The following is a 19,785-nucleotide window of genomic DNA, read 5'->3' on the forward strand; positions in this document are numbered from 1 at the left end:
GGAAGGGACGGCCGGGCGCCGCTGCCGTAGACTCATGCCCAGGAAACAGTCTTGAGACGGATTCGCTCCGAGTCCGGTCGCAGCGCGTCCGTCCCGGACGCCGGACGACAGATCTCGAGTCCGTCGAGGCAACGGAGGTAGCCGCCGTGACCGTCGAGAGCACGAGCCCCTTGGATGCGCACAGCATCACCACCGAGCGGCTCGAGCTGCGCCCGCTGACCCGCGAGGAGGTCGAGGCGGCCTGCCGGTTCGAGCGCCTCCCGCAGTTCCACCCGGAGTTCCCCACTCCGGACGCCCGCGACGTCCTGCAGGCCGTGCAGGACTCCGGGGAGTTCTTCTTCACGGAGTCCCTGTACTCCCCCATGGCATGCGTGCAGCGCAGCACCGGACTGATCATCGGCATCGCCGGGTGGTCCGCACCGCCCATCGACGAGGCCCTGGAGATCGAGGGCTTCCTGGTGCCGTCGTGCACCGGACAGGGCTACGCGACCGAGGCCCTGCCCCGCCTGGTGGAACTGGGCCTGCAGGATCCGCGCGTCACCTCGATCCGCGCCTCCCTCCCGGACAACCACGCCAGCCTGGGACCGTTCCTGGAGCGCAGCGGGTTCGCAGCGGTCGAATCCGCAGGCACCGAGGCCGAGTACCGCTATGCCCCGTCGCAGCCATGAGCTCGGCCGCTCGGCGCGCCTGCCCGGGGTCGTCGTCATCGATATGGCATTCGGACCCCGCCGGGTCCATGATGTGAGGCATGACTCCCCTGTCGCGTGATCTGCATCCCTCCAACGGGAGAAGAGCGCCGAAGGACGAGGTCGTCGTCTCGATCACCTCGGCCCTGAATCACCGCGGCCGCAAGGAGGAGGCGCACCCTCCGGTCGATCACGACGACTTGGACGACATCTTCCCCACCCCGCAGCAGCAGGAGCTGCTGCACCTGCTCGCCGAGGGCGCCGACGACGAGTTCGCGGCCCGTCGCCTGGGCCTGGAGCTGGCGGAGCTGCGGCGGATGCTCATGGAGCTGGGCTCGCAGCTCGGGGCCTGCAACAGGTTCCAGCTCGCGCTGCACGCCCGCGAGGAGGGCTGGATCTGAGCACGTCGGCCCCCAACGCGAAAAGTCGCAGGACCACCCCCCAGATCGCCGCCGAGACCTCCGCAGACCGCTCGCTGCTGCTGCCGCCCGTCCTGGCGACCGTGCTCACCGCCGCCGTCGCCTTCTGGGGCATGACCGTCCCTCAGTTCTGGTTCGACGAGGCCGCGACCATCTCGGCCACGAACAGGCCCTTCGGCTCCCTGCTGCGCCTGCTGCAGGACGTCGACGCCGTCCACGGCCTGTACTACGTCCTCATGCACCCGTGGGTGGCACTGTTCGGGACCTCCGAGCTGGCCATGCGGACCCCGTCGGCGCTGGCCCTGACGCTCGCCGCACCGCTGATCACCCAGGTGGCCATGACCTATGCCCGCCGCTGGTTCCCGGACCGGGTGCTGCTGAGCGGGCTGATCGCCGGTCTGCTCTTCGCCGTCCTGCCCGGTCTGTCCTGGGCAGGCCAGGAAGCCCGCGGCTATGCCATGGCCGTCCTCGCCTCCGTTGCGGCGCTGTGGTGCTTCGAGCGCTTCCGCGACCGCGGAGGCACGGCGGCGCTGGTGGGCTTCGCGGTGCTGCAGGCCGCCGCCGTCGGATTCTCCATGTACGCCGCCTCCGCGGTGGTGCTCTACCTCGTGCGAGCCCTGGCCTGGGGACGTCGTCCGTTCCTGAAGGTCCTGATCGCGGCAGGAGGCACCACCGGTCTGGTGCTCCCGCTGGGGCTGAGCGCCCTGTCCCAGAGCAGCCAGATCAGCTGGATCGACCTGACAGTGAGCAGTGTGATCAGGAGGATTCTCCTGCGCACCGTTCCGATCAGTCCTGGGAATCGGGGTGAGCCGTGGAACGACGTCGCCCTCGAGCTGGCTCCGTGGTTCATGGGACTGATCGCGCTGATCCTGGCCGCGGGCCTCCTGCGCGGTCCCGGCCGCCGGCTCGTCCTGTGGCTGCTGAGCTTTCCCCTGTTCCCCATGGCCTGCATTCTGCTGGCCCAGATGATGGGCAAGCAGCTGTTCCAGGAGCGCTACTTCACCTATGCGACCCCGTTCCTGGTCCTGGCCCTGACGGCGTCCCTGGCCACGATCCGATGGCGACCCGCGGCGGCGGTGCTGAGCGCGGGCCTGCTGGGGCTGTCCGTCCCGTCGCTGCTGGGGCAGAACACATGGGACGCCAAGGGCGGTGACAACTACGCGACGGCATCTGCTCTGGTCGCCCGGAGCGAGACCGTGATCTTCATGGACCGGTCGAACCGCGGCGTCCTGCTCGCCTATCCGCCGGAGCACGAGATCGCCGATCCCATGCTCCAGGAGGACCGGATCAGCGCGGACAACCTCTACGGGCTGAACCGCCCCGGCTACGAGTCCTGGGAGATCGACACCGTCGGCGCCACCTCCGTGGTCTCCAACAAGGAGAACAAGTTCCACGACACCGTGCTGTCCCACCTGCGGGACAACGGCTGCGAGCAGACGCAGGAGGACCGCAGCACCCGCTTCCGGATCACCCTGCTGGAGTGCCCGGCCCCGGCTGCCGGGTAACTCGGCGTCATACCGTCGTCACCTCGGAGGCGCCCCTCGCCCTAGGCTGTTGTCCCATGACCGAGAACCTCCGTGCCGAGACCGAGCGAGTCCTCTCCGCGGTCTCACCTGCCACGCGGCGCACCCTCGAGGAGTCCGCCGGTCGTCTTTGGGCCTGGGCCCTGGAGACCTCCGAGCGCTTCCCGCCCACCCCGGACGTGAAGCTCGCCATGGCCTCCAGCGGCGCCGTGCTCTCCGGGTACACCGTGATCCACATGCTGGGCAATCTGCAGGTCTACCTGGGACGCGGCCGCTTCGACTCCTACGCCCACCACCTGCGCACGCTGGGGGCGCCGGTCCTGCCGCGGCGCACCGTGCTGTGGGCCTTCCGGGTCGTGCTGCTGGCCGATGCGCTGACCCACCTGAGCTGCGCGGCGGTGCTGACCGTGCGCGCCCAGGCCTCCGAGCGCCGTGCTGCCGCTCAGCCCAGGCCGCTGCCGCAGGGTCGTCGGCGCACCCGCTGGCAGAGGCTCAAGCGCTCCATGCGCTCGACCGGCACCGTCCTGGGGCTGTTCACGGCCTTCCACCTGGCGGATCTCACGCTGGGCACGCGGCCGGCCGCCTCGCGCCGTCACGAGCCCGGTGCCGCCTACGACAACCTGGTGGCATCCCTGCGCCGCCCGCCCGTGGCCGGGCTGTACCTGGCCGCCATGCTGGCGCTGGCCGCCCACACCTCCCAGGGCCTGGTCCAGATCGGCAATGACACCGGCTTGTCCGCCCAGCGCGGTGCCCGCGAGCGCTTCGAGCTGGCCGGGCGGCTGGTCGGCACCGGCGTGGCCCTGGGCAACGCCTCCATCCCCGTGGCCGTGCTCCTGCGCCTGGTGCGCTGAGCCGTCCTCCCCCGCACTGCAACACCGCCTTCCGCGACCGGGTCCCGGCGCGAGGGCACCGAAGGAGTCCCATGCGCATCACCGGCACCCTGCAGGTCGAGGTCTGGCGCCAGGCCGACGGCGAGTCCGAGGGCGGTTTCGAGACCCACACCGTCACCGGCGTGAGCCCCCAGACGACCGTGCTGGAGCTGCTCGACCTGCTCAACGAGCAGCTGCCCGAGGGCATGGAGCCGATCTCCTACGACGACGGCTGCCGCGAGGGCATCTGCGGCAAGTGCGGCGTCACGGTCGACGGCGTGGCCCACGGCCCCCAGCTCAACCGGGCCTCGTGCCAGCAGCAGGTTGCGGCCTTCACTGACGGCGAGCGCGTGCGGATCGAGCCGCTGCGCGCAGCCGCCTTCCCCGTGAAGAAGGACCTGTCCGTGGACAAGAAGGCCGCGCTGCGCACCGTGGTCAAGGCCGCCGGAGGCCCCGTGGGCATGAAGGCACTGACCGAGGCCGGGTGCATCAGCTGCGGGGCCTGCGTGGCCGCCTGCCCCAACGGCTCCGGCCAGCTGTTCGTGGGCTCGCTGCTCACCGAGCTCCCCCCGCTGGCCAAGGACGACGACGACCGCCGCACCCGCTCCGGCAAGGTGCTCGACGCCGCCGAGGAGAGCTTCGGGCCGTGCTCCACCCTGGGCGACTGCACCGAGGTCTGCCCCGCCGGGCTGCCGCTGGAGAATCTCTCGGCAGTGGCGAGGGAGCATCTGCGCCGTCGTCGCTGAGTCGCCAGGCCGCGGCGGCGGCCTGGCGCTGCGGCGCCGGAGTGCGCCTCCGGGATTCTTGTAGTTACACGCCTGCGCGCCCCTTAGCATTCGCAGTTGCGAACACTCGGGCGGGGTCATATATTTGCATCAGCAACTCACCTCTCCCGCTCGACCAGGAGTCCACGATGCACCCCTATATCCCGCAGGCTCAGCCCTACGCCTACCCGCAGGCCACCTGGTCCCCGAGGCCCTCCGCGCCCGGCAGCGCCGTCACCGCTCTGGTGCTCACGATCCTCGTGCTGGCCGGTGCACTGTTGCTCTCCCCGCTCACGATCCTGTTCTCGATCGGCGCCGCGTCCACAGTCACGGAGCCCGACTTCGGCGGCACCGCCGATCTGGTCGCTGCCATGCTCGTCGCGTTCCTGCCCCTGGGCGCCCCGGCGATCCTGGGTGCGGCGCTGGCCATCTACCCCCGCATCCGCATGCCGCGCGAGATGTACCCGTCCTCCGGGGTGAAGACTGCCGCAACCGTCTTCCTGGTCTTGCATCTGCTCACGCTCGTGCTCGCCGTCATCTTCGGCGTCCTGCCGCAGGTCCTGGTGCTGTGAGCACGGCACCACCGCGTCATGGGGCTTGTGCTGTCGGAGCCTTCTTGTAATTTCAGGACACGTTCAAGAGCGCGGCCTCACGGGCCTGGCCGGCCGCGCAGCAACCCGAACTCGATTCCCGGGTGCTTCCAGAGCAGAACGGGCCTCAGCGCACTCGCTGAGGCAAGACTCGACGGGGTCGCGCTGCGCGGCCCGGAAGGCAGGACCTCATGTCCGACGCACTGCACCAAGCACTGGAGTCGAAGCGCTCCGATCTCGAGCATCTGCATCCCTACAACGTGCCGCTGCACCTCGCACCGGAGGCACCCGTGGTGCCGCCGCGCACGAACCACCGGTGGATCGACTTCGGAGATCGGGAGGCCCGGGAGTGGAGCAGAGTCCTGTTCCTCCTCCCCCGCAAGGGCCACTCAACGACCGTCATGGCCTGCGCGCACAGCGTGTGGCGCTTCGGCAACCTGCCCAACGTGAACAATGCCCCGGAGGTGGCTCGGGCCGCCCGCGCTCTCGGACACACCCCGGAGAGCGCCTGGGAGATGCTGGTGACGTTGATCGTCATGCGCCAGGACCAGGAGCACGACCCGGATGTCGCCTACGACCTGAGGGTCTGGGCCCTGTGGATCGAGCGCATGAACCACCTGGAGGACCCGATCACAGCGGCAAGGCACTGCTTGAAGGCCGTCGGTCAGCGCTGATCGGGGCCCTCGGCGACCGACCCGACGAAACAGCCCTCCTCCCCGCCGCTATGGCTGGGAGGAGGGCTGCGTCGTCGTTCAGCGGCGGAAGCGGGTCAGGCCTTGCCCACGCGCTTCATCTGCTGGGTCCAGAACGCGCCGGTGGTGATCACGTCGGTGCCGTCCCAGGCATCCAGCCCGGTGAGGCCGGGGATGTCGGAGCCGTTGAAGGTGGGCTCCTCACCGCGGCGGCGCTGGGCCTCGTAGTTCTTCATCACCTTGACGGCGACGGGCGCCAGGAGGATCAGGGCGATCAGGTTGATCGTGGCCATGATCGCCATCATCACGTCGGCCAGAGACCACACAAGATCCAGGGCGACCACCGAGCCGACCATCACGGACAGGAGCACCAGCAGGCGGTAGCCGTTCATCACCGCGCGCGAGCGGGTGAGGAACATGATGTTCGCCTCGCCGTAGAAGTAGTTGCCGATCACCGAGCTGAAGGCGAACAGGAAGATCGCGATGGTCAGGAAGTGGACCGCCCAGGTGCCCAGCTGCAGACCCAGTGCCGTCTGCGTGAGCGAGGCGCCCTGGGCAGAGTCGCCGAAGCTCGGGTTGGACAGCAGCACGATGAACGCCGTGACCGAGCAGACGAGCCAGGTGTCGAAGTAGACGCCCAGGGACTGCACGAAGCCCTGCTTGGCCGGGTGAGAGACGGAGGCCGAGGCACCGGCGTTCGGCGCGGAGCCCATGCCGGCCTCATTGGAGAACAGTCCGCGGCGCAGGCCCTGGACGAACACGGCCATGAAGCCGCCCACCACGAACTCGCGGATGCCGAAGGCGCCCAGGACGATGTCGGCGACCATGCCGGGGACCTCGCCGATGTTCAGGACGACGACCAGGAGCCCGAGCAGCACGTACAGGATGGCCATGACCGGCACGACTGCCTGGGTGACCGCGGAGATGCGGCGGGCGCCGCCGAAGATGATGGAGGCGGTCAGCACGACGACCACTGCGCCCACGATCAGCTTGAAGGGCAGGGCCCCGGCGGCCGACGGGTCGATGTCCAGCGAGCCCGACAGCGAGTCCACGATCGCGTTGGACTGCACCGAGTTGAACACCAGGCCGTAGGTGACGGTGATGATCACCGCGAACAGGATGCCCATCCAGTGCTTCTTGAGCCCGTAGGTCATGTAGTAGGCCGGTCCACCGTAGTAGCCGGTCTCGCCCTTGCGCTTGTAGAGCTGGCCCAGCAGCGACTCGACGAACGCGCTGGCGCCGCCGATGGCCGCGATGGCCCACATCCAGAACACGGCGCCGGGCCCGCCCACGCTGATCGCGATGGCCACGCCGGCGATGTTACCCGTGCCCACGCGTGAGGCCGCCGAGACGGTGAACGCGCGGAACGACGAGATCGACTTCTTGCCGTCCGGGTCCTCACCGGGAGGGTCTCGCAGCACCCGGAACATTTCCGGGACGGACCGCCACTGGACCGCCCTGGTCCTGATCGTCAGGTAGATACCCGTGCCGATCAGGATCGCGAAGACGATCCAGCTCCAGATGAAATTGCCGACGCTGCCGACGAGCTCAGTGAGCTGCTCCATGTGCACTCCCGCTTCTCAGAGGAATCTGCCGGAGCGATCACAGGCCGTTCCCAGCAGTTGGAGCAATGTACATCACCCCGGTTTCCGGCGAGTTGCGGCTGGTGCCCCGACTGCCCACGCGAAGCGCCGAGCTCGAGGACCTCAGTCCTCGACGACCCGCACCGCCCCCTTGTCCGCCGAGGTCACCATGGAGGCGTAGGCCTTCAGGGCCTTGGACACCTTGCGCTCGCGCGGCTTGGTCGGCTTCCAGGGGGCCTCGCCCTTCTCGGAGCGACGACGCGCCAGCTCGGCGTCGTCCACATTGACGCGCAGGATGCGGTTCTCGACGTCGATCTCGATCTCATCGCCCTGCTCGATCAGGCCCACGGCACCGCCGGCGGCGGCCTCCGGGGAGATGTGCCCGATCGACAGCCCCGAGGTGCCGCCGGAGAACCGGCCGTCGGTGATCAGGGCGCACTCCTTCCCCAGGCCCAGGCCCTTGAGGTAGGAGGTCGGGTAGAGCATCTCCTGCATGCCGGGCCCGCCCTTGGGGCCCTCGTACTGGATGACCACGATGTCCCCGGACTTCACGTTCTTGGACAGGATCTCGAACACGGCTTCGTCCTGGGATTCGACGACGAACGCGGAGCCCTTGAAGTGGAACAGGGACTCGTCGATGCCCGCGGTCTTGATGATCGCGCCGTCCTCGGCGATGTTGCCGAAGAGCACGCACAGCCCGCCCTCCTTGGTGTAGGCGTGGGCGACCGAGCGGATGCATCCGTCCTGGGCGTCGAGGTCGTGATCCTCGTACTCGTTGGCCTGCGAGAACGCCTGCGTGGTGCGCACCCCGCCCGGGGCGGCCAGGAAGTGGTGCTTCGCCTGCTCGGTCGCCTTGCCGGAGCGGATGTCCCACTCATCGAGCCACTCGCCCATGGTGGCGGCGTGGACGGTGTGGACGTCCTCGTCCAGCAGCCCACCGCGGCGCAGCTCGCCCAGGATCGCGGGGATGCCGCCGGCCCGGTGGACGTGCTCGATGTGGTACTTCGTGGAGTTCGGGGCGACCTTGGCCAGGCAGGGCACGCGCCGGGAGATCTGGTCGATGTCCGACATGGTGAAGTCGACCTCGGCCTCCTGCGCGGCGGCCAGGATGTGCAGCACCGTGTTGGTGGACCCGCCCATGGCCACATCCAGGGTCATGGCGTTGGCGAAGGCCTCCGGGGTGGCGATCGAGCGCGGCAGGACGGAGTCGTCGTCGTCCTCGTAGTAGCGCTTGGCCGAGGCCACGATCCGGGCGCCGGCCTCCTCGAAGAGGCGCTTGCGATTGATGTGCGTGGCAAGAGTGGTGCCGTTGCCCGGAAGGGACAGGCCCAGGGCCTCGGTGAGGCAGTTCATGGAGTTGGCCGTGAACATGCCCGAGCACGAGCCGCACGTGGGGCATGCGGACTCCTCGATCAGCGCGAGCTGGTCATCGGTCACGGACTCGTCCACGGCCAGGGACATGGCGTCCACCAGGTCCACGCGGTGCTCCACCACGCCCTCCACGCCCTCGCCGGACTCCATGGGCCCGCCGGAGACGAAGATCGTGGGGATGTTCAGGCGCATGGCGGCCATGAGCATGCCCGGGGTGATCTTGTCGCAGTTGGAGATGCACACCAGGGCGTCGGCGCAGTGCGCGTTGACCATGTACTCGACCGAGTCCGCGATGATGTCGCGGCTGGGCAGCGAGTAGAGCATGCCGTCGTGGCCCATGGCGATGCCGTCGTCCACGGCGATCGTGTTGAACTCCTTGGCGACGCCGCCGGCCTCCTCGACCGCGCGCGCCACGAGCTGGCCCATGTCCTTGAGGTGGACGTGACCGGGCACGAACTGGGTGAAGGAGTTGGCGATCGCCACGATCGGCTTGCCGAAGTCCTCGCTGCCCATGCCGGTGGCGCGCCACAGCGCGCGGGCGCCCGACATGTTGCGGCCGGTGGTGGAGGTGGCGGAACGAAGCTGCGGCACGGTTCTCTCCTCTGGTGCCGCCGCGGCAGGAGACCGCGGCGGACGACGGATGCGAGCGGGCAGGCGGACTGCGGCCTGCACTGCCCCGATTCTCTCGTGAACGCGCCTCGGAGCGGAAATCTTCCGACGCAGGGCTTGCCGTATCGCCCCATCCGGGTATTTTCTATAGTGAACACTCGAGCTCGACCGCCCTTCCTCGCGAAAGGACCCTCCCCATGAGCACTCCCACCAACGGATCCCCTCAGGACTCCGGCAGCAACGGCAGCTCCTCCGGCTCCCAGCACTCCGCCCCGAACTTCGGCGGCGGCTGGCAGCAGAACCAGGGCGCGCCGCAGTCCCAGCCCTCGCAGGGAGGCTCCGGCTCCTCGCAGCAGGTCCCGTCCTACGGCGCACCGTCGTCCTCGCAGCAGGGCCAGAGCTCCGGCGCACCGCAGTACCGCCCCGCAGGAAGCGGCAGCTCGCCCCAGTTCACGCCGTCCGGCGGCTACCAGGGCGGGTCGTACGGCAGCTCGCAGGGCAGCCGCCCCACGGGCAAGGGCAAGCCCCCGCTGTGGATGGGCCTGGTCTCGCTGGGCCTGGGCGTACTGCTCGGGATCATCGCGATCATCGTGTTCTTCACCAGCATCGTGGGCGGAGCCAACGACATCGCCGACACCCCGTCCGGCACCACCCGCACGCTCGAGGCGGACACCGAGTACTACGTGTTCGCCACCACCACCGACTCCGTGGACGAGTGCTCGATCTACACGCCGGAGTTCGACACCCTCGAGCTCGAGACCTCGGGCGCGGACCAGACCGCCACGACCGACGGGGAGGAGTTCTCCCTGCTCGGCACGTTCGAGACCAACGAGGCCGGCGAGTACCGCCTCAGCTGCTCGCCCTACGTCTCCAACGACTCGGTCTACATCACCGACGTCGGCGTCGGCGGCATGGTCGGCGGCGCCTTCGCGGGCATCGGCCTGGGCCTGCTCGGCGGCCTGCTGTTCATCGTCGGCATCATCCTGATCATCGTGAACCGGGTCTCGGCCTCCAAGAACGGCCGCTGATTCCGAACGCTCGCCCGCGAGCCTCGGCCCGCCCCGCCCTGCACCGCGCAGGACGGGGCGGGCCTTCTTCTGCCCTGCGTTCGGCGTCGTCGATCTCCCGGGCTCGGAACGTCCGCGGCCCCGGCCGGACCGGCGCGCGGCGCCTTCAGCCGGGATACGATGAGGTGCCGACGTCGACCGCCGGGATCAGCCGCTGCACGCAGGGCTCGGATCCCGTCGACTTCGCAGCGGGCACCGCGGCCCAGGGCCGGCCCGCCGCACCGAGACCCTCGTCAAAGGACCCGCACGTGGCCAAGTCCGCACCCCGTCCGCCCAAGACCGACGACGACGTGGATTTCGCCGTTCCGCTCAAGGACGCCGTCGATCCCCTCGTCCTCGCCCTCGACGTCGGCTCCACCGCCACCCGCGGCAGCCTCCACGACGCCACGGGCACGCCGGTGCGCGGCTACCGGGACAAGATCCCGCACCACTTCACCACCGCCGTCGAAGGCACCAGCACGATCGATCCGGATCAGGTGGTCGAAGAGCTGTGCCGCCTGATCGATCAGATCATCGGCTCGCGCCAGGAGCTCGTCGGCCGGGTGGGCGGCGTCGCGATCGACACCTTCGCCTCCTCCCTGGTGGGCACCGACTCCCGTCGCCGCGCCACCACCACCTGCTACACCTACGCCGACTCGCGCTCCTGCGGGCAACTGGCCGCGCTGCGTCAGGAGATCGACGAGGCCGAGATCCAGCAGCTGACGGGCACCCGCCTGCACACGTCCTATCTGACGCCGCGCTTCCGCTGGCTGCGCGAGACCGAGCCGGAGGCCTTCGCCGCCACGACCCGGTGGATGTCGCTGGGCGAGTACTTCCACCTGCGCCTGCTGGGCAAGGCGCGAGTGGGGACCTCCACCGCCGCCTGGACCGGTCTGCTGGATCGGCGCACCGGAGACTGGTCGGATCGGATGCTCGAGCTGGCCCAGGTCGAGCGGGAGTCGCTGTCGCTGATCGCCCGCCCCAACCAGCCCATCCGCGAGGTGCCCCCGGCCGTGGCCGAGCGGTGGCCGGCGCTGCGCCAGGCCAAGTGGTTCGCCCCCGTGGCCGACGGCCTCAGCGCCAACGTGGGCTCCGGCGGTCGGGATGCGACCACCATGGTCACCTCCATGGCCACCTCCGGGGCCATGCGCGTGCTGCTGCACGAGCAGCCCGAGACCATCCCGTCGGGACTGTGGTGCTACCGCATCGACGACACCCGCTGCCTGCTCGGCGGGGCCATCAACGACGCCAGCCGCGCCGTCACCTGGGCCGAGGAGACCCTGCGCCTGCCCGAGGACCTCTCCCCCGAGGACGTGGCCCAGCGCCCGATCGATCCCACGACCCCGCTGGTCCTGCCGTTCCTCACCGGCGAGCGTTCCACCGGATGGGTGGGCGACGCCCGCGCCGCCGTGCTCGGGCTCTCGGCGGCCACGAGCCCCGAGGACATCCTGCGCGGCGTGATGGAGGGCGTGGTGGCCGCCTACGGCCGCGTGGCCCAGCAGCTCACCGAGGCCTCCGGTGAGGTCGAGCGCCTCGTGACCGCAGGCGGGATGACCCAGTCCGTCCCGGGCCTGCAGCAGCAGCTCTCTGACCTGCTGGGGCGCAGCGCCGTCCAGGCCACCTTCAAGCGCTCGACCCTGCGCGGCACGGCCGTGCTGGCCTCCGAGGTCCTCGCCCCGGACATCGAGCCCGTGGATCCGCCGTACGCGCACACCTTCGACCCGAACCCGGAGGCCCGTGAGCACTGGGATCGGGTCGCCGAGCGCTTCCAGGAGGCCTACGAGGGGCTGTTCGCCTGAGCCGCCTCCCGCGCTGAGCCCTCGGCCCGCTCGACAGCCTGCGCGGCGCGCAGGTGGCCCAGGTGGCTGAAGGCCTGCGGGAAGTTGCCCGCCAGGCGCTGATGCTCGGGCGAGTACTCCTCGGCCAGCAGGCCCAGGTCGCTCGCGCAGCTCTCGAGCCGGTCCAGCGCCCGTCGTGCGTCCTCCACGCGCCCGGAGCCGGCGTACTGCTCGGCCAGCCAGGCCAGGCACAGCAGGAACGGGTACTCGCCGCCCTCCAGCCCGTCGGATCCCGAAGCGGTGCGGTAGCGAGCCACGAAGCCGTGGTCATCGACCAGGTCCTGCTCGATCCGCTCGACCGTGCCCAGCATCCTGGGATCATCGGCGTCGATGAAGCCGGTGTGCGGCAGCTGCAGCAGGGAGGCGTCGACCTCCTGGCTGCCGTGGCCCGGGACGTAGGTCTGGGTGAAGCTGCCCAGCTGCTCGTTCCAGCCCCTCTCCATGATCTCGTCGTGGAGTCGATCACGCAGCTCGGACCATCGCCGAATCTCCTCCGGGGTGGCCAGGACCGGGGTACCGGCGCCCTGGCGCGTCGTCTCGACGGCGCTCTGGTCCTCCACGTCCGGCCAGCCGTCGGCCTCGGCCACGCCGTCGCGGATCTGGCCGTGCTCGTGCACCGCGCGCAGGCCCTCGTTGAACGCCGCCCACATCATCACGCGGCCGTGGGTGAAGAACGCGGGCTCCCCGCGCATCTCCCACAGGCCGTGGTCGGGCTCGTCGATGCGCTGCTCGCAGTAGCGCAGCAGGGTCTTCTGCAGGCCCCAGGACCAGAGGTCCTCCGGCTCGCCGGCGTCGCGCAGCGCGGCCAGGGCGAGCATGACCTCGCCCATCACGTCGGCCTGGTACTGATCCACCGCGCCGTTGCCGATGCGCACCGGCCGCGACCCCTCATAGCCCGAGAGATGCTCCAGCTCGTGCTCGGGCAGCCTGCGGCGTCCGTCGATCCCGTACATGATCTGGATCCGCTCCGGGTCGCCTGCGACCGCGCGCAGCAGCCAGTCCCGCCAGTGGCGGGCGCCCTCGGTGTGGCCGTGATCCATCACCGCCTCGATGGTCAGCGAGGCGTCGCGCAGCCACGTGTAGCGGTAGTCCCAGTTGCGCACCCCGCCGAAGTCCTCGGGCAGCCCAGCGGTGGGGGCGGCCGCGATGCCGCCCGTCTCCCCGTGCGTGAGCGCGCGCAGCACGAGCAGCGACCGCTCCTGCCCCTCACTGACCGTCTGCTGGGAGCAGGTGGCGTCCCGCCAGTCCCGCCAGTAGCACTCGGTGCGCTCCAGCGCGACGGAAGCGTCCACGGCCTCCGGCAGAGGGCTCCAGGAGGAGCACCAGGTCAGGACCCACGCCTGGGTCTTCCCGGCCTGCAGCTCGAAGGAGCCGCCGAGCCAGCGCCCGACCTCGCCCTCAGCGCTGAGGTCGTGGCGGGAGTCGTCGTCCTCCTGCGCCGACAGCAGCGGGCCGCGCAGCACGAGCATGTCCGGCCCGGCGATGGCTGCGATCCCGCTGCCGCCCTCGGGCAGCTCGCGCAGGTGCACCCAGGGGGAGCTGCGGTTGTAGTCGGGGCGGATGCGCAGATCGTGCTCGACCGTGACGACCCCTTCCGTGCAGGTCACCTCCCGCACCAGGTTCGCCCGGTCGTCGCCGGTGGGCAGGGCGTCCACGACGGTCGCGCACCCGCTCGGCGAGCGCCACTGCGTCTCCAGGACGAAGGTCCCCGGTCGATAGCGCCGCGAGACGACCTCTCCGTCGGCGATCCTCAGCTGCCAGCGTCCGTCGTCCGGGTCCCCGAGCAGAGCGGAGAACACCGCGGCGGAGTCCACCGACGGGAAGCACAGCCAGTCCACGCTGCCCTCGCGGGAGACCAGCGGCGCGGTGCGCAGATCCGAGAGCAGGGCGTAGTCCTCGAGGGGGACGGAGGCGGGGCGCGTGCTGTCGTGGCTCATGGCCCCATCACAGCAGAGGGGGCGGACGTCGCAGGCCCTGCCTACAGTGGGAGCCATGACCGACACGACCCCCACCACCCTGATCGTCCTGGGCGCCTCCGGCGACCTCACCTCCCGTCTGCTGCTGCCAGGGCTCGGCGAGGTCCTGGCCCTGCAGCCCGAGCGGCAGGTGAGGGTGATCGGCAGCGCGCGGACGGACAAGCAGGACTGGAGGGACACGGTCGCCCAGGCCTTCGGCGACTCCGCCGGTCCGGCCGTCGAGCGGACCCTCGAGACCACGGAATGGGTCACCGCCGATGCCTCCTCCCCGCAGGAGCTGGCCCAGCTGCTCGAGCACGCTGACGACGGCCGCGTGGTGCTCTACTTCGCCCTCGCCCCGGCCGTGACCGGCAAGGTGCTCGACGCGCTGAGCGAGATCGAGCTGCCCCAGGACCTCTGGCTGGCGCTCGAGAAGCCGATCGGCACGGACGAGGACTCCGCCCGCGAGCTCAACCGCCTGGCCGATCGCCTGGTCCCGGCCGACCGGATCCTGCGGATCGATCACTTCCTGGGCGAGCCCGCCGTGCTGGATCTGGTGGGCCTGCGCTTCGCGAACCGGATCATCGAGCCGCTGCTGCACCGCGATCTGGTCGAGTCCATCTCCATCACGTTCGACGAGACGCTCGGCCTCGAGGGCCGAGCCGGCTTCTACGACGCCACCGGCGCCATCCGCGACATGCACCAGTCCCACCTGCTGCAGGTCATGGGCGTGCTGATGATGGACCCGCCGTCGTCGATCGCCGATGGCGAGATCCCGGAGCTGATCTCCCAGGTCCTGGCCCGCACCAGCGTGATCGGCCCTATCGAGCAGAACATGGCCGCGGGTCGGTACACGGCCGGCAGCATCGACGGCCGCGAGCTGCCGTCGTACGTCGACGAGGAGGGCGTGGATCCCGCCAACGGCACCGAGACCTGGGCCCGGCTCACGGTCGAGGTCGACAGCTGGCGGTGGCAGGGCGTGCCCGTGCACCTGCGCTCCGGCAAGGCCATCGGCTCGCCGCATCAGGAGGTGCTGGTGCGCTTCCGCCCCGTCCCCGCCGGGGCCCAGGAGTTCGGCGACCCCGCCGGTGACATCCTGCGAGTGGACCTGGCCACCGGCGAGATCAGCCTCGAGCTCAGCGCGGGCGGCCCCTTCGACCCCCGCGGGACCTCGCGGGTGACCCTGTCCTCGGCCACCCCCGAGTCGCCCTTCTCCGCCTACGGCTCCGTGGTGCGCCGCATGCTCGACGCCGACCGCTCCTTCAGCGTCAGCGCCGAGGCCTCGCAGCACTGCTGGCGGATCGTGCAGCCGGCGATCGACGCCGTGGCGGACGGCCTGGTGCCGGTGCAGGACTATCAGGCGGGCTCGGAGGGCCCCGAGACGATCTGATGTCACACACCTGCGCGCAGCGGACGCCCTCGCCCGCTGCGCGCAGGCACGCCGGACGATCCCAGCCGTGAGACGCGGATCACGGGGCGCATCGTCCGACGCTCGCGAAGGCTTCCGCGGAGGCCCGGAACTCGCCCTCGGGGTGGCCTAGTGTGTCGCCATCAGATTGTGACGTGCAGCACAGGCGCCCGAGGCCGATCCCCCGGCGCCCTCACCACCAGGAGGCCCCCATGGGTTCCGGATCCTCACCCGCGACCAGTCGCGGACGCCATTCGCAGAGCACCACGGCTGCCGCAGCGCCCGGGGCAGACGGCCCCCAGGACTCGAATCTGAAGGCCCACATGAAGGGCCGCCACCTGGTCATGATGAGCCTCGGCTCGGCCATCGGCGCAGGCCTGTTCGTCGGCTCGGGGGCAGGCATCGCCGCCGCCGGGCCGTCGGTGCTCGTGTCCTACGTCGTCGCCGGGTTCCTGATCATCCTGATCATGCGCATGCTCGGCGAGATGGTCGCCGATCACCCCACCTCCGGCGCCTTCTCCGTCTACGCGGGCCGAGCCGTCAGCCCGGCCGCGGGCTTCGCCGTCGGCTGGCTGTGGTGGGTGCAGCTGATCATCGTGATCGCCGCCGAGGCCACCGCGGCCGCCCAGATCCTGGTCTCCGCCTGGCCCATCGCCCCGCAGTGGCTGCTCGCGCTGATCTTCATGATCATCTTCACCGCCATCAACCTCATCGGCGTGGGGCAGTTCGGCGAGTTCGAGTTCTGGTTCTCGCTGCTCAAGGTCGCCGCCGTCGTCGTCTTCCTGGTGATCGGCGGGCTGTTCGTGATCGGCCTGCTGCCCACGGCCGAGGCGCCCGGCCTGGCCAATCTCACCGCCCACGGCGGCTTCATGCCCAACGGCATCGGAGGCGTGGCCGCCGGCCTGCTGATCGTGGCCTTCGCCTTCGGCGGCATCGAGATCGTGGCCGTGGCGGCGGCCGAGACCGAGGACCCCGAGAAGAACGTGGGCCGGGCGATCCGCACCATCGTGTGGCGCATCCTGATCTTCTACATGGGCTCCGTGGCCATCATGGTCCTGGCCATGCCGTGGAACGACGAGAACCTGCTGGCCTCCCCGTTCGTGGCCGTGCTCAACACCGCGGGGCTTCCGGCCGTCGCCTCCATCATGGCGGTCGTGGTGACCGTCGCGCTGCTGTCGTCGCTGAACGCCAACCTGTACGGCGCCTCGCGGATGATCTTCTCGCTGTCCCACCGCAGCCTTGCACCGGTCGCGCTGAGCAGGACCAACCCCCGCGGCGTGCCGGTGGCCGCGGTGCTGGCCTCGGTGGCCTTCGGCTTCGTGACGGTCGGGCTGAACTACCTGTGGGCCGAGGAGATCCTGGGCATCCTGCTCAACATCGTGGGCTCCACCTTGATCGTCATCTGGACCATGACGATCGTCTCCCACCTGGTGCTGCGCCGCCGCGCCGAGCGCGAGGGCCGCGAGCTCGTGCTCAGGGCCTGGGGCTACCCGGTGCTGTCCTACGTGGCGCTGGCGGGCATGGTGGCCGTCGTGATCCTGGGCATGACGGTGCCCGGCGTGCGTCAGCAGATCCTGCTCACGGCGGGCCTGTTCGCTCTCCTGTGGATCATCGGCGCTGTGCTGGCCAAGCGGCGCGGCGTGACCCGCTTCCGCGCCCCGGAGGAGTTCGACGACCCGACAGCGATGCCCCGCTGACCCTCCGTTCCCCCACCCCCCCCACCCCGCCGAGTGGATCCCCAGTTGCGCTGTTCGGGCGAACAGCGCAACTGGGGATCCACTCGGCGGCTTTCGTGGGTTGGGTTCGACGTCCTCGGCATGGCAGGATGATCGGCGTCACCATCACGAGCGACCGAGAGACCTTGGCTCGAAGACGTCGCAGCAACCATGCGGGGATCCGTCCCCAGCGCAGAGGTGCTCCCGCCAGGACCGATGGAAAGGACGTGCCTTCGCGCATGCTGAATACCGACCGCATCCAGACCACCCACGTGGGCTCCCTGCCCCGCACCCCCGAGCTGCTGGCCGCGAACGATGCCTACCAGGCCGGCACGATCTCGTGGGAGGAGCTCGTGGCCACCATGCAGCAGGGCGTGCGCGACATCGTCGCCCGGCAGTCCGAGATCGGCATCGACATCGTCAACGACGGCGAGTACGGCCACACCATGTCCAGCTCCGTGGACTACGGCGCCTGGTGGAACTACTCCTTCTCCCGCCTGGGCGGGCTGAGCCCCTCCGACGAGGACCGCTGGGACCCGAACGCCGGCGCCAGGCGCTCCTCGCCCGGCAATATCGTGCTGACGTCGTTCGCCGATCGCCGCGACCGCCAGCGCTTCGCCGAGGCCTACGCCGATCAGTCCTCCGGTATCCTCACCGCCCGCAGGCGGGTGGCCCAGCCCAAGATCACCGGGCCGCTGACCTACACCGGCCACGACGCCGTGCAGGCGGACATCGCGAACCTCAAGTCCGCGCTCGAGGGCTCCGGCGCCGAGCAGGGCTTCATCGCCGCGCTGTCCCCCGGCTCCTGCGCCCGAGTGAGCAACGAGTACTACGCCACCGATGAGGAGCTCGTCTACGCCTGCGCCGATGCCATGCGCGAGGAGTACCAGGCGATCGTCGACGCCGGGCTGATCGTGCAGATCGACGACCCCTCGATCGCCGAGTCGTGGGACCAGATCAACCCGGAGCCCTCGCTCGAGGACTACCGCTCCTTCATCCAGCTGCGGATCGAGGCGCTGAACCACGCGTTGCGCGGGCTGCCGCAGGAGCAGATCCGATTCCACCTGTGCTGGGGCTCCTGGCACGGCCCGCACACGACCGATCTGGAGCTCAAGCACCTGATCGAGCCCCTGCTGCAGATCGACGCCGGCGGTTACTCCTTCGAGGCGGCCTCCGCCCGTCACGGCCATGAGTGGCGCGAGTGGGCGGATGCCGGGCTGCCCGAGGACAAGGTCATCATCCCGGGCGTCGTCTCGCACTCCACCAACGTGGTCGAGCACCCGGAGCTGGTGGCCGAGCGCATCGAGCGCTTCGCCTCCGTCGTGGGCCGCGAGCGCGTCATCGCCTCGACCGACTGCGGGCTGGGCGGCCGTCTGCACCCGCAGATCGCCATGGCCAAGCTCGAGTCGCTGGCCGAGGGCGCGCAGATCGCCTCGAGCCGCCTCTTCTGACCCCTCTCCCCACCTCCGAGTGGATACCCATCTCACACAGAACGGAACCTCTTCATGCACCGCTCCGAGAACCGGATCCTCACCACCCACGCCGGCTCCCTGCCGCGCACCGATCAGCTGATCGAGGCCAACCGCGCCCGCACCGGCGGACAGGACTACGACCAGCTGCTCACCGAGTCCGTCGTCGACGTCGTCCAGCGCCAGAAGAACCTGGGGATCGACGTCGTCAACGACGGCGAGTACGGCCACGCCATGTCCGAGGACACCGACTACGGCGCCTGGTGGCACTACATCTTCGACCGCCTCGACGGGCTGGGCCCCGGCTCGGTCGATCTCTGGAGCCAGACGGCGGTGCGCTCCGAGCCGGGTCAGGTGCGGCTCACGAGCTTCGGCGACCGCCGTGACCGGCAGCGCTTCCAGGACGCCTACACCGACCCCTCCAGCGGGATCTCGACCGGCAATCTGCCGCCGTTCCCCGAGTTCGTGGGCCCGATCCGCTATGTCGGTCAGGAGGCCGTCGCCCGGGACATCGCCAACCTCAAGCGCGCGCTGGAGATCACGGGCGCGTCCGAGGGCTACCTGGCTTCGCTCTCGCCGGGGTCGTGCGCGCGCCTGGAGGACAAGCACTACGGCGACGAGGACGAGGTCCTGCAGGCGTGCGCCGAGGCCATGCGCGAGGAGTACCGGGCGATCACCGACGCCGGGCTGATCGTGCAGATCGACGACCCCTCGATCGCGGAGAACTGGGATCAGGTCAACCCCGAGCCGTCGGTCGAGGACTACCTGGCGTTCACGGCCAAGCGCGTGGAGGCGATCAACTACGCGCTCGAGGGCATCCCCGCCGAGCAGGTCCGGTTCCACCTGTGCTGGGGCTCCTGGCACGGCCCGCACACCACGGATCTGGAGTTCAAGAACCTGGTGCGCACCATGCTGCAGATCAACGCCGGCGCGTTCTCCTTCGAGGCCGCCAACGCCCGCCACGAGCACGAGTGGCGCGTGTGGGAGGACGTCTCCCTGCCCGAGGACAAGCTGATCATCCCGGGCATCGTCTCGCATGCGACCAACGTGGTCGAGCACCCGGAACTGGTGGCCGAGCGCATCGAGCGCTTCGCCTCGGTCGTGGGTCGCGAGCGCGTGATCGCCTCGACCGACTGCGGTCTGGGCGGGCGCATCCACCCGCAGATCGCCGCCGCCAAGCTGGAGGCACTGGCCCAGGGCGCCGAGATCGCGTCGTCCCGCCTCTTCTGAGCCTCCCCGCACACGCCG

Annotated in this window: 16 protein-coding genes and 2 riboswitches; of the genes, 13 read left to right on the plus strand and 3 right to left on the minus strand. The window is 70.1% G+C overall.

Annotation, left to right across the window (positions count from 1 at the left end; genetic code table 11):
- Window positions 1-146 precede the first annotated feature (146 nt).
- The 7 genes from RF645_RS04880 to RF645_RS04910 all read left to right on the plus strand — a co-directional run bounded on the left by RF645_RS04880 (window position 147) and on the right by RF645_RS04910 (window position 5,525).
- Window positions 147-668: a GNAT family N-acetyltransferase gene (locus RF645_RS04880; RefSeq protein WP_058872017.1), complete on the plus strand. Its 522-nt coding sequence runs from the start codon at window positions 147-149 to the stop codon at window positions 666-668.
- An 80-nt stretch (window positions 669-748) separates the two neighbouring features.
- Window positions 749-1,087 carry a response regulator transcription factor gene (locus tag RF645_RS04885; protein ID WP_058872016.1) on the plus strand — a complete coding sequence of 113 codons (339 nt, stop codon included), beginning with the start codon at window positions 749-751 and terminating at the stop codon, window positions 1,085-1,087.
- 101 nt (window positions 1,088-1,188) lie between these two features.
- Window positions 1,189-2,610 carry a glycosyltransferase family 39 protein gene (locus RF645_RS04890; RefSeq protein WP_058872015.1) on the plus strand — a complete coding sequence of 474 codons (1,422 nt, stop codon included), beginning with the start codon at window positions 1,189-1,191 and terminating at the stop codon, window positions 2,608-2,610.
- 56 nt (window positions 2,611-2,666) lie between these two features.
- Window positions 2,667-3,479 (plus strand): succinate dehydrogenase, encoded by an 813-nt coding sequence (locus RF645_RS04895; protein WP_058872014.1) that lies wholly within the window; start codon window positions 2,667-2,669, stop codon window positions 3,477-3,479.
- Between the two features lie 71 nt (window positions 3,480-3,550).
- Window positions 3,551-4,243 carry a 2Fe-2S iron-sulfur cluster-binding protein gene (locus tag RF645_RS04900; protein WP_058872013.1) on the plus strand — a complete coding sequence of 231 codons (693 nt, stop codon included), beginning with the start codon at window positions 3,551-3,553 and terminating at the stop codon, window positions 4,241-4,243.
- A 167-nt stretch (window positions 4,244-4,410) separates the two neighbouring features.
- The gene (locus RF645_RS04905) at window positions 4,411-4,833 is read left to right on the plus strand and encodes a hypothetical protein (RefSeq protein ID WP_058872012.1); all 423 of its coding nucleotides are present in this window, start codon (window positions 4,411-4,413) and stop codon (window positions 4,831-4,833) included.
- Between the two features lie 61 nt (window positions 4,834-4,894).
- A riboswitch (SAM riboswitch) is annotated at window positions 4,895-5,008 on the plus strand.
- 34 nt (window positions 5,009-5,042) lie between these two features.
- Window positions 5,043-5,525: a hypothetical protein gene (locus tag RF645_RS04910; RefSeq protein ID WP_058872011.1), complete on the plus strand. Its 483-nt coding sequence runs from the start codon at window positions 5,043-5,045 to the stop codon at window positions 5,523-5,525.
- A gap of 95 nt (window positions 5,526-5,620) precedes the next feature.
- On the opposite strand, the gene RF645_RS04915 is transcribed toward RF645_RS04910, so the two are convergent.
- Window positions 5,621-7,108, minus strand: coding sequence for a sodium:alanine symporter family protein (locus tag RF645_RS04915; RefSeq protein WP_058872010.1), 1,488 nt, complete (start codon window positions 7,106-7,108; stop codon window positions 5,621-5,623).
- Between the two features lie 141 nt (window positions 7,109-7,249).
- Complete coding sequence (gene ilvD, locus RF645_RS04920; RefSeq protein ID WP_058872009.1) at window positions 7,250-9,088, minus strand: dihydroxy-acid dehydratase; 1,839 nt, start codon at window positions 9,086-9,088, stop codon at window positions 7,250-7,252.
- A gap of 215 nt (window positions 9,089-9,303) precedes the next feature.
- On the opposite strand from ilvD, the gene RF645_RS04925 reads away from it, so the two are divergent.
- Together RF645_RS04925 and RF645_RS04930 are read left to right on the plus strand one after the other, a co-directional pair.
- Window positions 9,304-10,134, plus strand: coding sequence for a hypothetical protein (locus tag RF645_RS04925; protein ID WP_368818685.1), 831 nt, complete (start codon window positions 9,304-9,306; stop codon window positions 10,132-10,134).
- A gap of 164 nt (window positions 10,135-10,298) precedes the next feature.
- A complete protein-coding gene (locus RF645_RS04930) occupies window positions 10,299-11,951 on the plus strand; it encodes a gluconokinase (RefSeq protein WP_368818686.1) in 1,653 nt (550 codons plus the stop codon).
- On the opposite strand, the gene RF645_RS04935 is transcribed toward RF645_RS04930, so the two are convergent.
- Window positions 11,930-13,927, minus strand: a complete 1,998-nt coding sequence (locus RF645_RS04935; protein WP_368818687.1) for a glycoside hydrolase family 15 protein — start codon at window positions 13,925-13,927, stop codon at window positions 11,930-11,932. The genes RF645_RS04930 and RF645_RS04935 overlap by 22 nt on opposite strands.
- A gap of 55 nt (window positions 13,928-13,982) precedes the next feature.
- Here RF645_RS04935 and RF645_RS04940 point away from each other — a divergent pair, with 55 nt between their 5' ends.
- The 4 genes from RF645_RS04940 (at window position 13,983) to RF645_RS04955 (ending at window position 19,767) form a co-directional block, all read left to right on the plus strand.
- Window positions 13,983-15,335, plus strand: coding sequence for a glucose-6-phosphate dehydrogenase (locus tag RF645_RS04940; RefSeq protein WP_040560451.1), 1,353 nt, complete (start codon window positions 13,983-13,985; stop codon window positions 15,333-15,335).
- A gap of 230 nt (window positions 15,336-15,565) precedes the next feature.
- Entirely contained in the window at window positions 15,566-17,050 is a 1,485-nt protein-coding gene (locus RF645_RS04945) for an amino acid permease (protein ID WP_327033451.1), read from the plus strand.
- Between the two features lie 138 nt (window positions 17,051-17,188).
- Window positions 17,189-17,291, plus strand: a riboswitch (SAM riboswitch).
- Between the two features lie 16 nt (window positions 17,292-17,307).
- A complete protein-coding gene (locus RF645_RS04950) occupies window positions 17,308-18,519 on the plus strand; it encodes a cobalamin-independent methionine synthase II family protein (protein WP_058872007.1) in 1,212 nt (403 codons plus the stop codon).
- 54 nt (window positions 18,520-18,573) lie between these two features.
- Window positions 18,574-19,767 (plus strand): cobalamin-independent methionine synthase II family protein, encoded by a 1,194-nt coding sequence (locus RF645_RS04955; RefSeq protein ID WP_058872006.1) that lies wholly within the window; start codon window positions 18,574-18,576, stop codon window positions 19,765-19,767.
- Window positions 19,768-19,785 lie beyond the last annotated feature (18 nt).

This window comes from Kocuria sp. CPCC 205260, assembly GCF_040981045.1.
GTDB lineage: Bacteria > Actinomycetota > Actinomycetes > Actinomycetales > Micrococcaceae > Kocuria > Kocuria palustris.

Coding starts and splice junctions, on each gene's coding strand:
- RF645_RS04885 (WP_058872016.1), top strand. CDS start 749: ATGACTCCCCTGTCGCGTGATCTGCATCCCTCCAACGGGAGAAGAGCG.
- RF645_RS04895 (WP_058872014.1), top strand. CDS start 2,667: ATGACCGAGAACCTCCGTGCCGAGACCGAGCGAGTCCTCTCCGCGGTC.
- RF645_RS04900 (WP_058872013.1), top strand. CDS start 3,551: ATGCGCATCACCGGCACCCTGCAGGTCGAGGTCTGGCGCCAGGCCGAC.
- RF645_RS04905 (WP_058872012.1), top strand. CDS start 4,411: ATGCACCCCTATATCCCGCAGGCTCAGCCCTACGCCTACCCGCAGGCC.
- RF645_RS04910 (WP_058872011.1), top strand. CDS start 5,043: ATGTCCGACGCACTGCACCAAGCACTGGAGTCGAAGCGCTCCGATCTC.
- RF645_RS04915 (WP_058872010.1), bottom strand. CDS start 7,108: ATGGAGCAGCTCACTGAGCTCGTCGGCAGCGTCGGCAATTTCATCTGG.
- RF645_RS04925 (WP_368818685.1), top strand. CDS start 9,304: ATGAGCACTCCCACCAACGGATCCCCTCAGGACTCCGGCAGCAACGGC.
- RF645_RS04935 (WP_368818687.1), bottom strand. CDS start 13,927: ATGAGCCACGACAGCACGCGCCCCGCCTCCGTCCCCCTCGAGGACTAC.
- RF645_RS04940 (WP_040560451.1), top strand. CDS start 13,983: ATGACCGACACGACCCCCACCACCCTGATCGTCCTGGGCGCCTCCGGC.
- RF645_RS04945 (WP_327033451.1), top strand. CDS start 15,566: ATGGGTTCCGGATCCTCACCCGCGACCAGTCGCGGACGCCATTCGCAG.
- RF645_RS04950 (WP_058872007.1), top strand. CDS start 17,308: ATGCTGAATACCGACCGCATCCAGACCACCCACGTGGGCTCCCTGCCC.
- RF645_RS04955 (WP_058872006.1), top strand. CDS start 18,574: ATGCACCGCTCCGAGAACCGGATCCTCACCACCCACGCCGGCTCCCTG.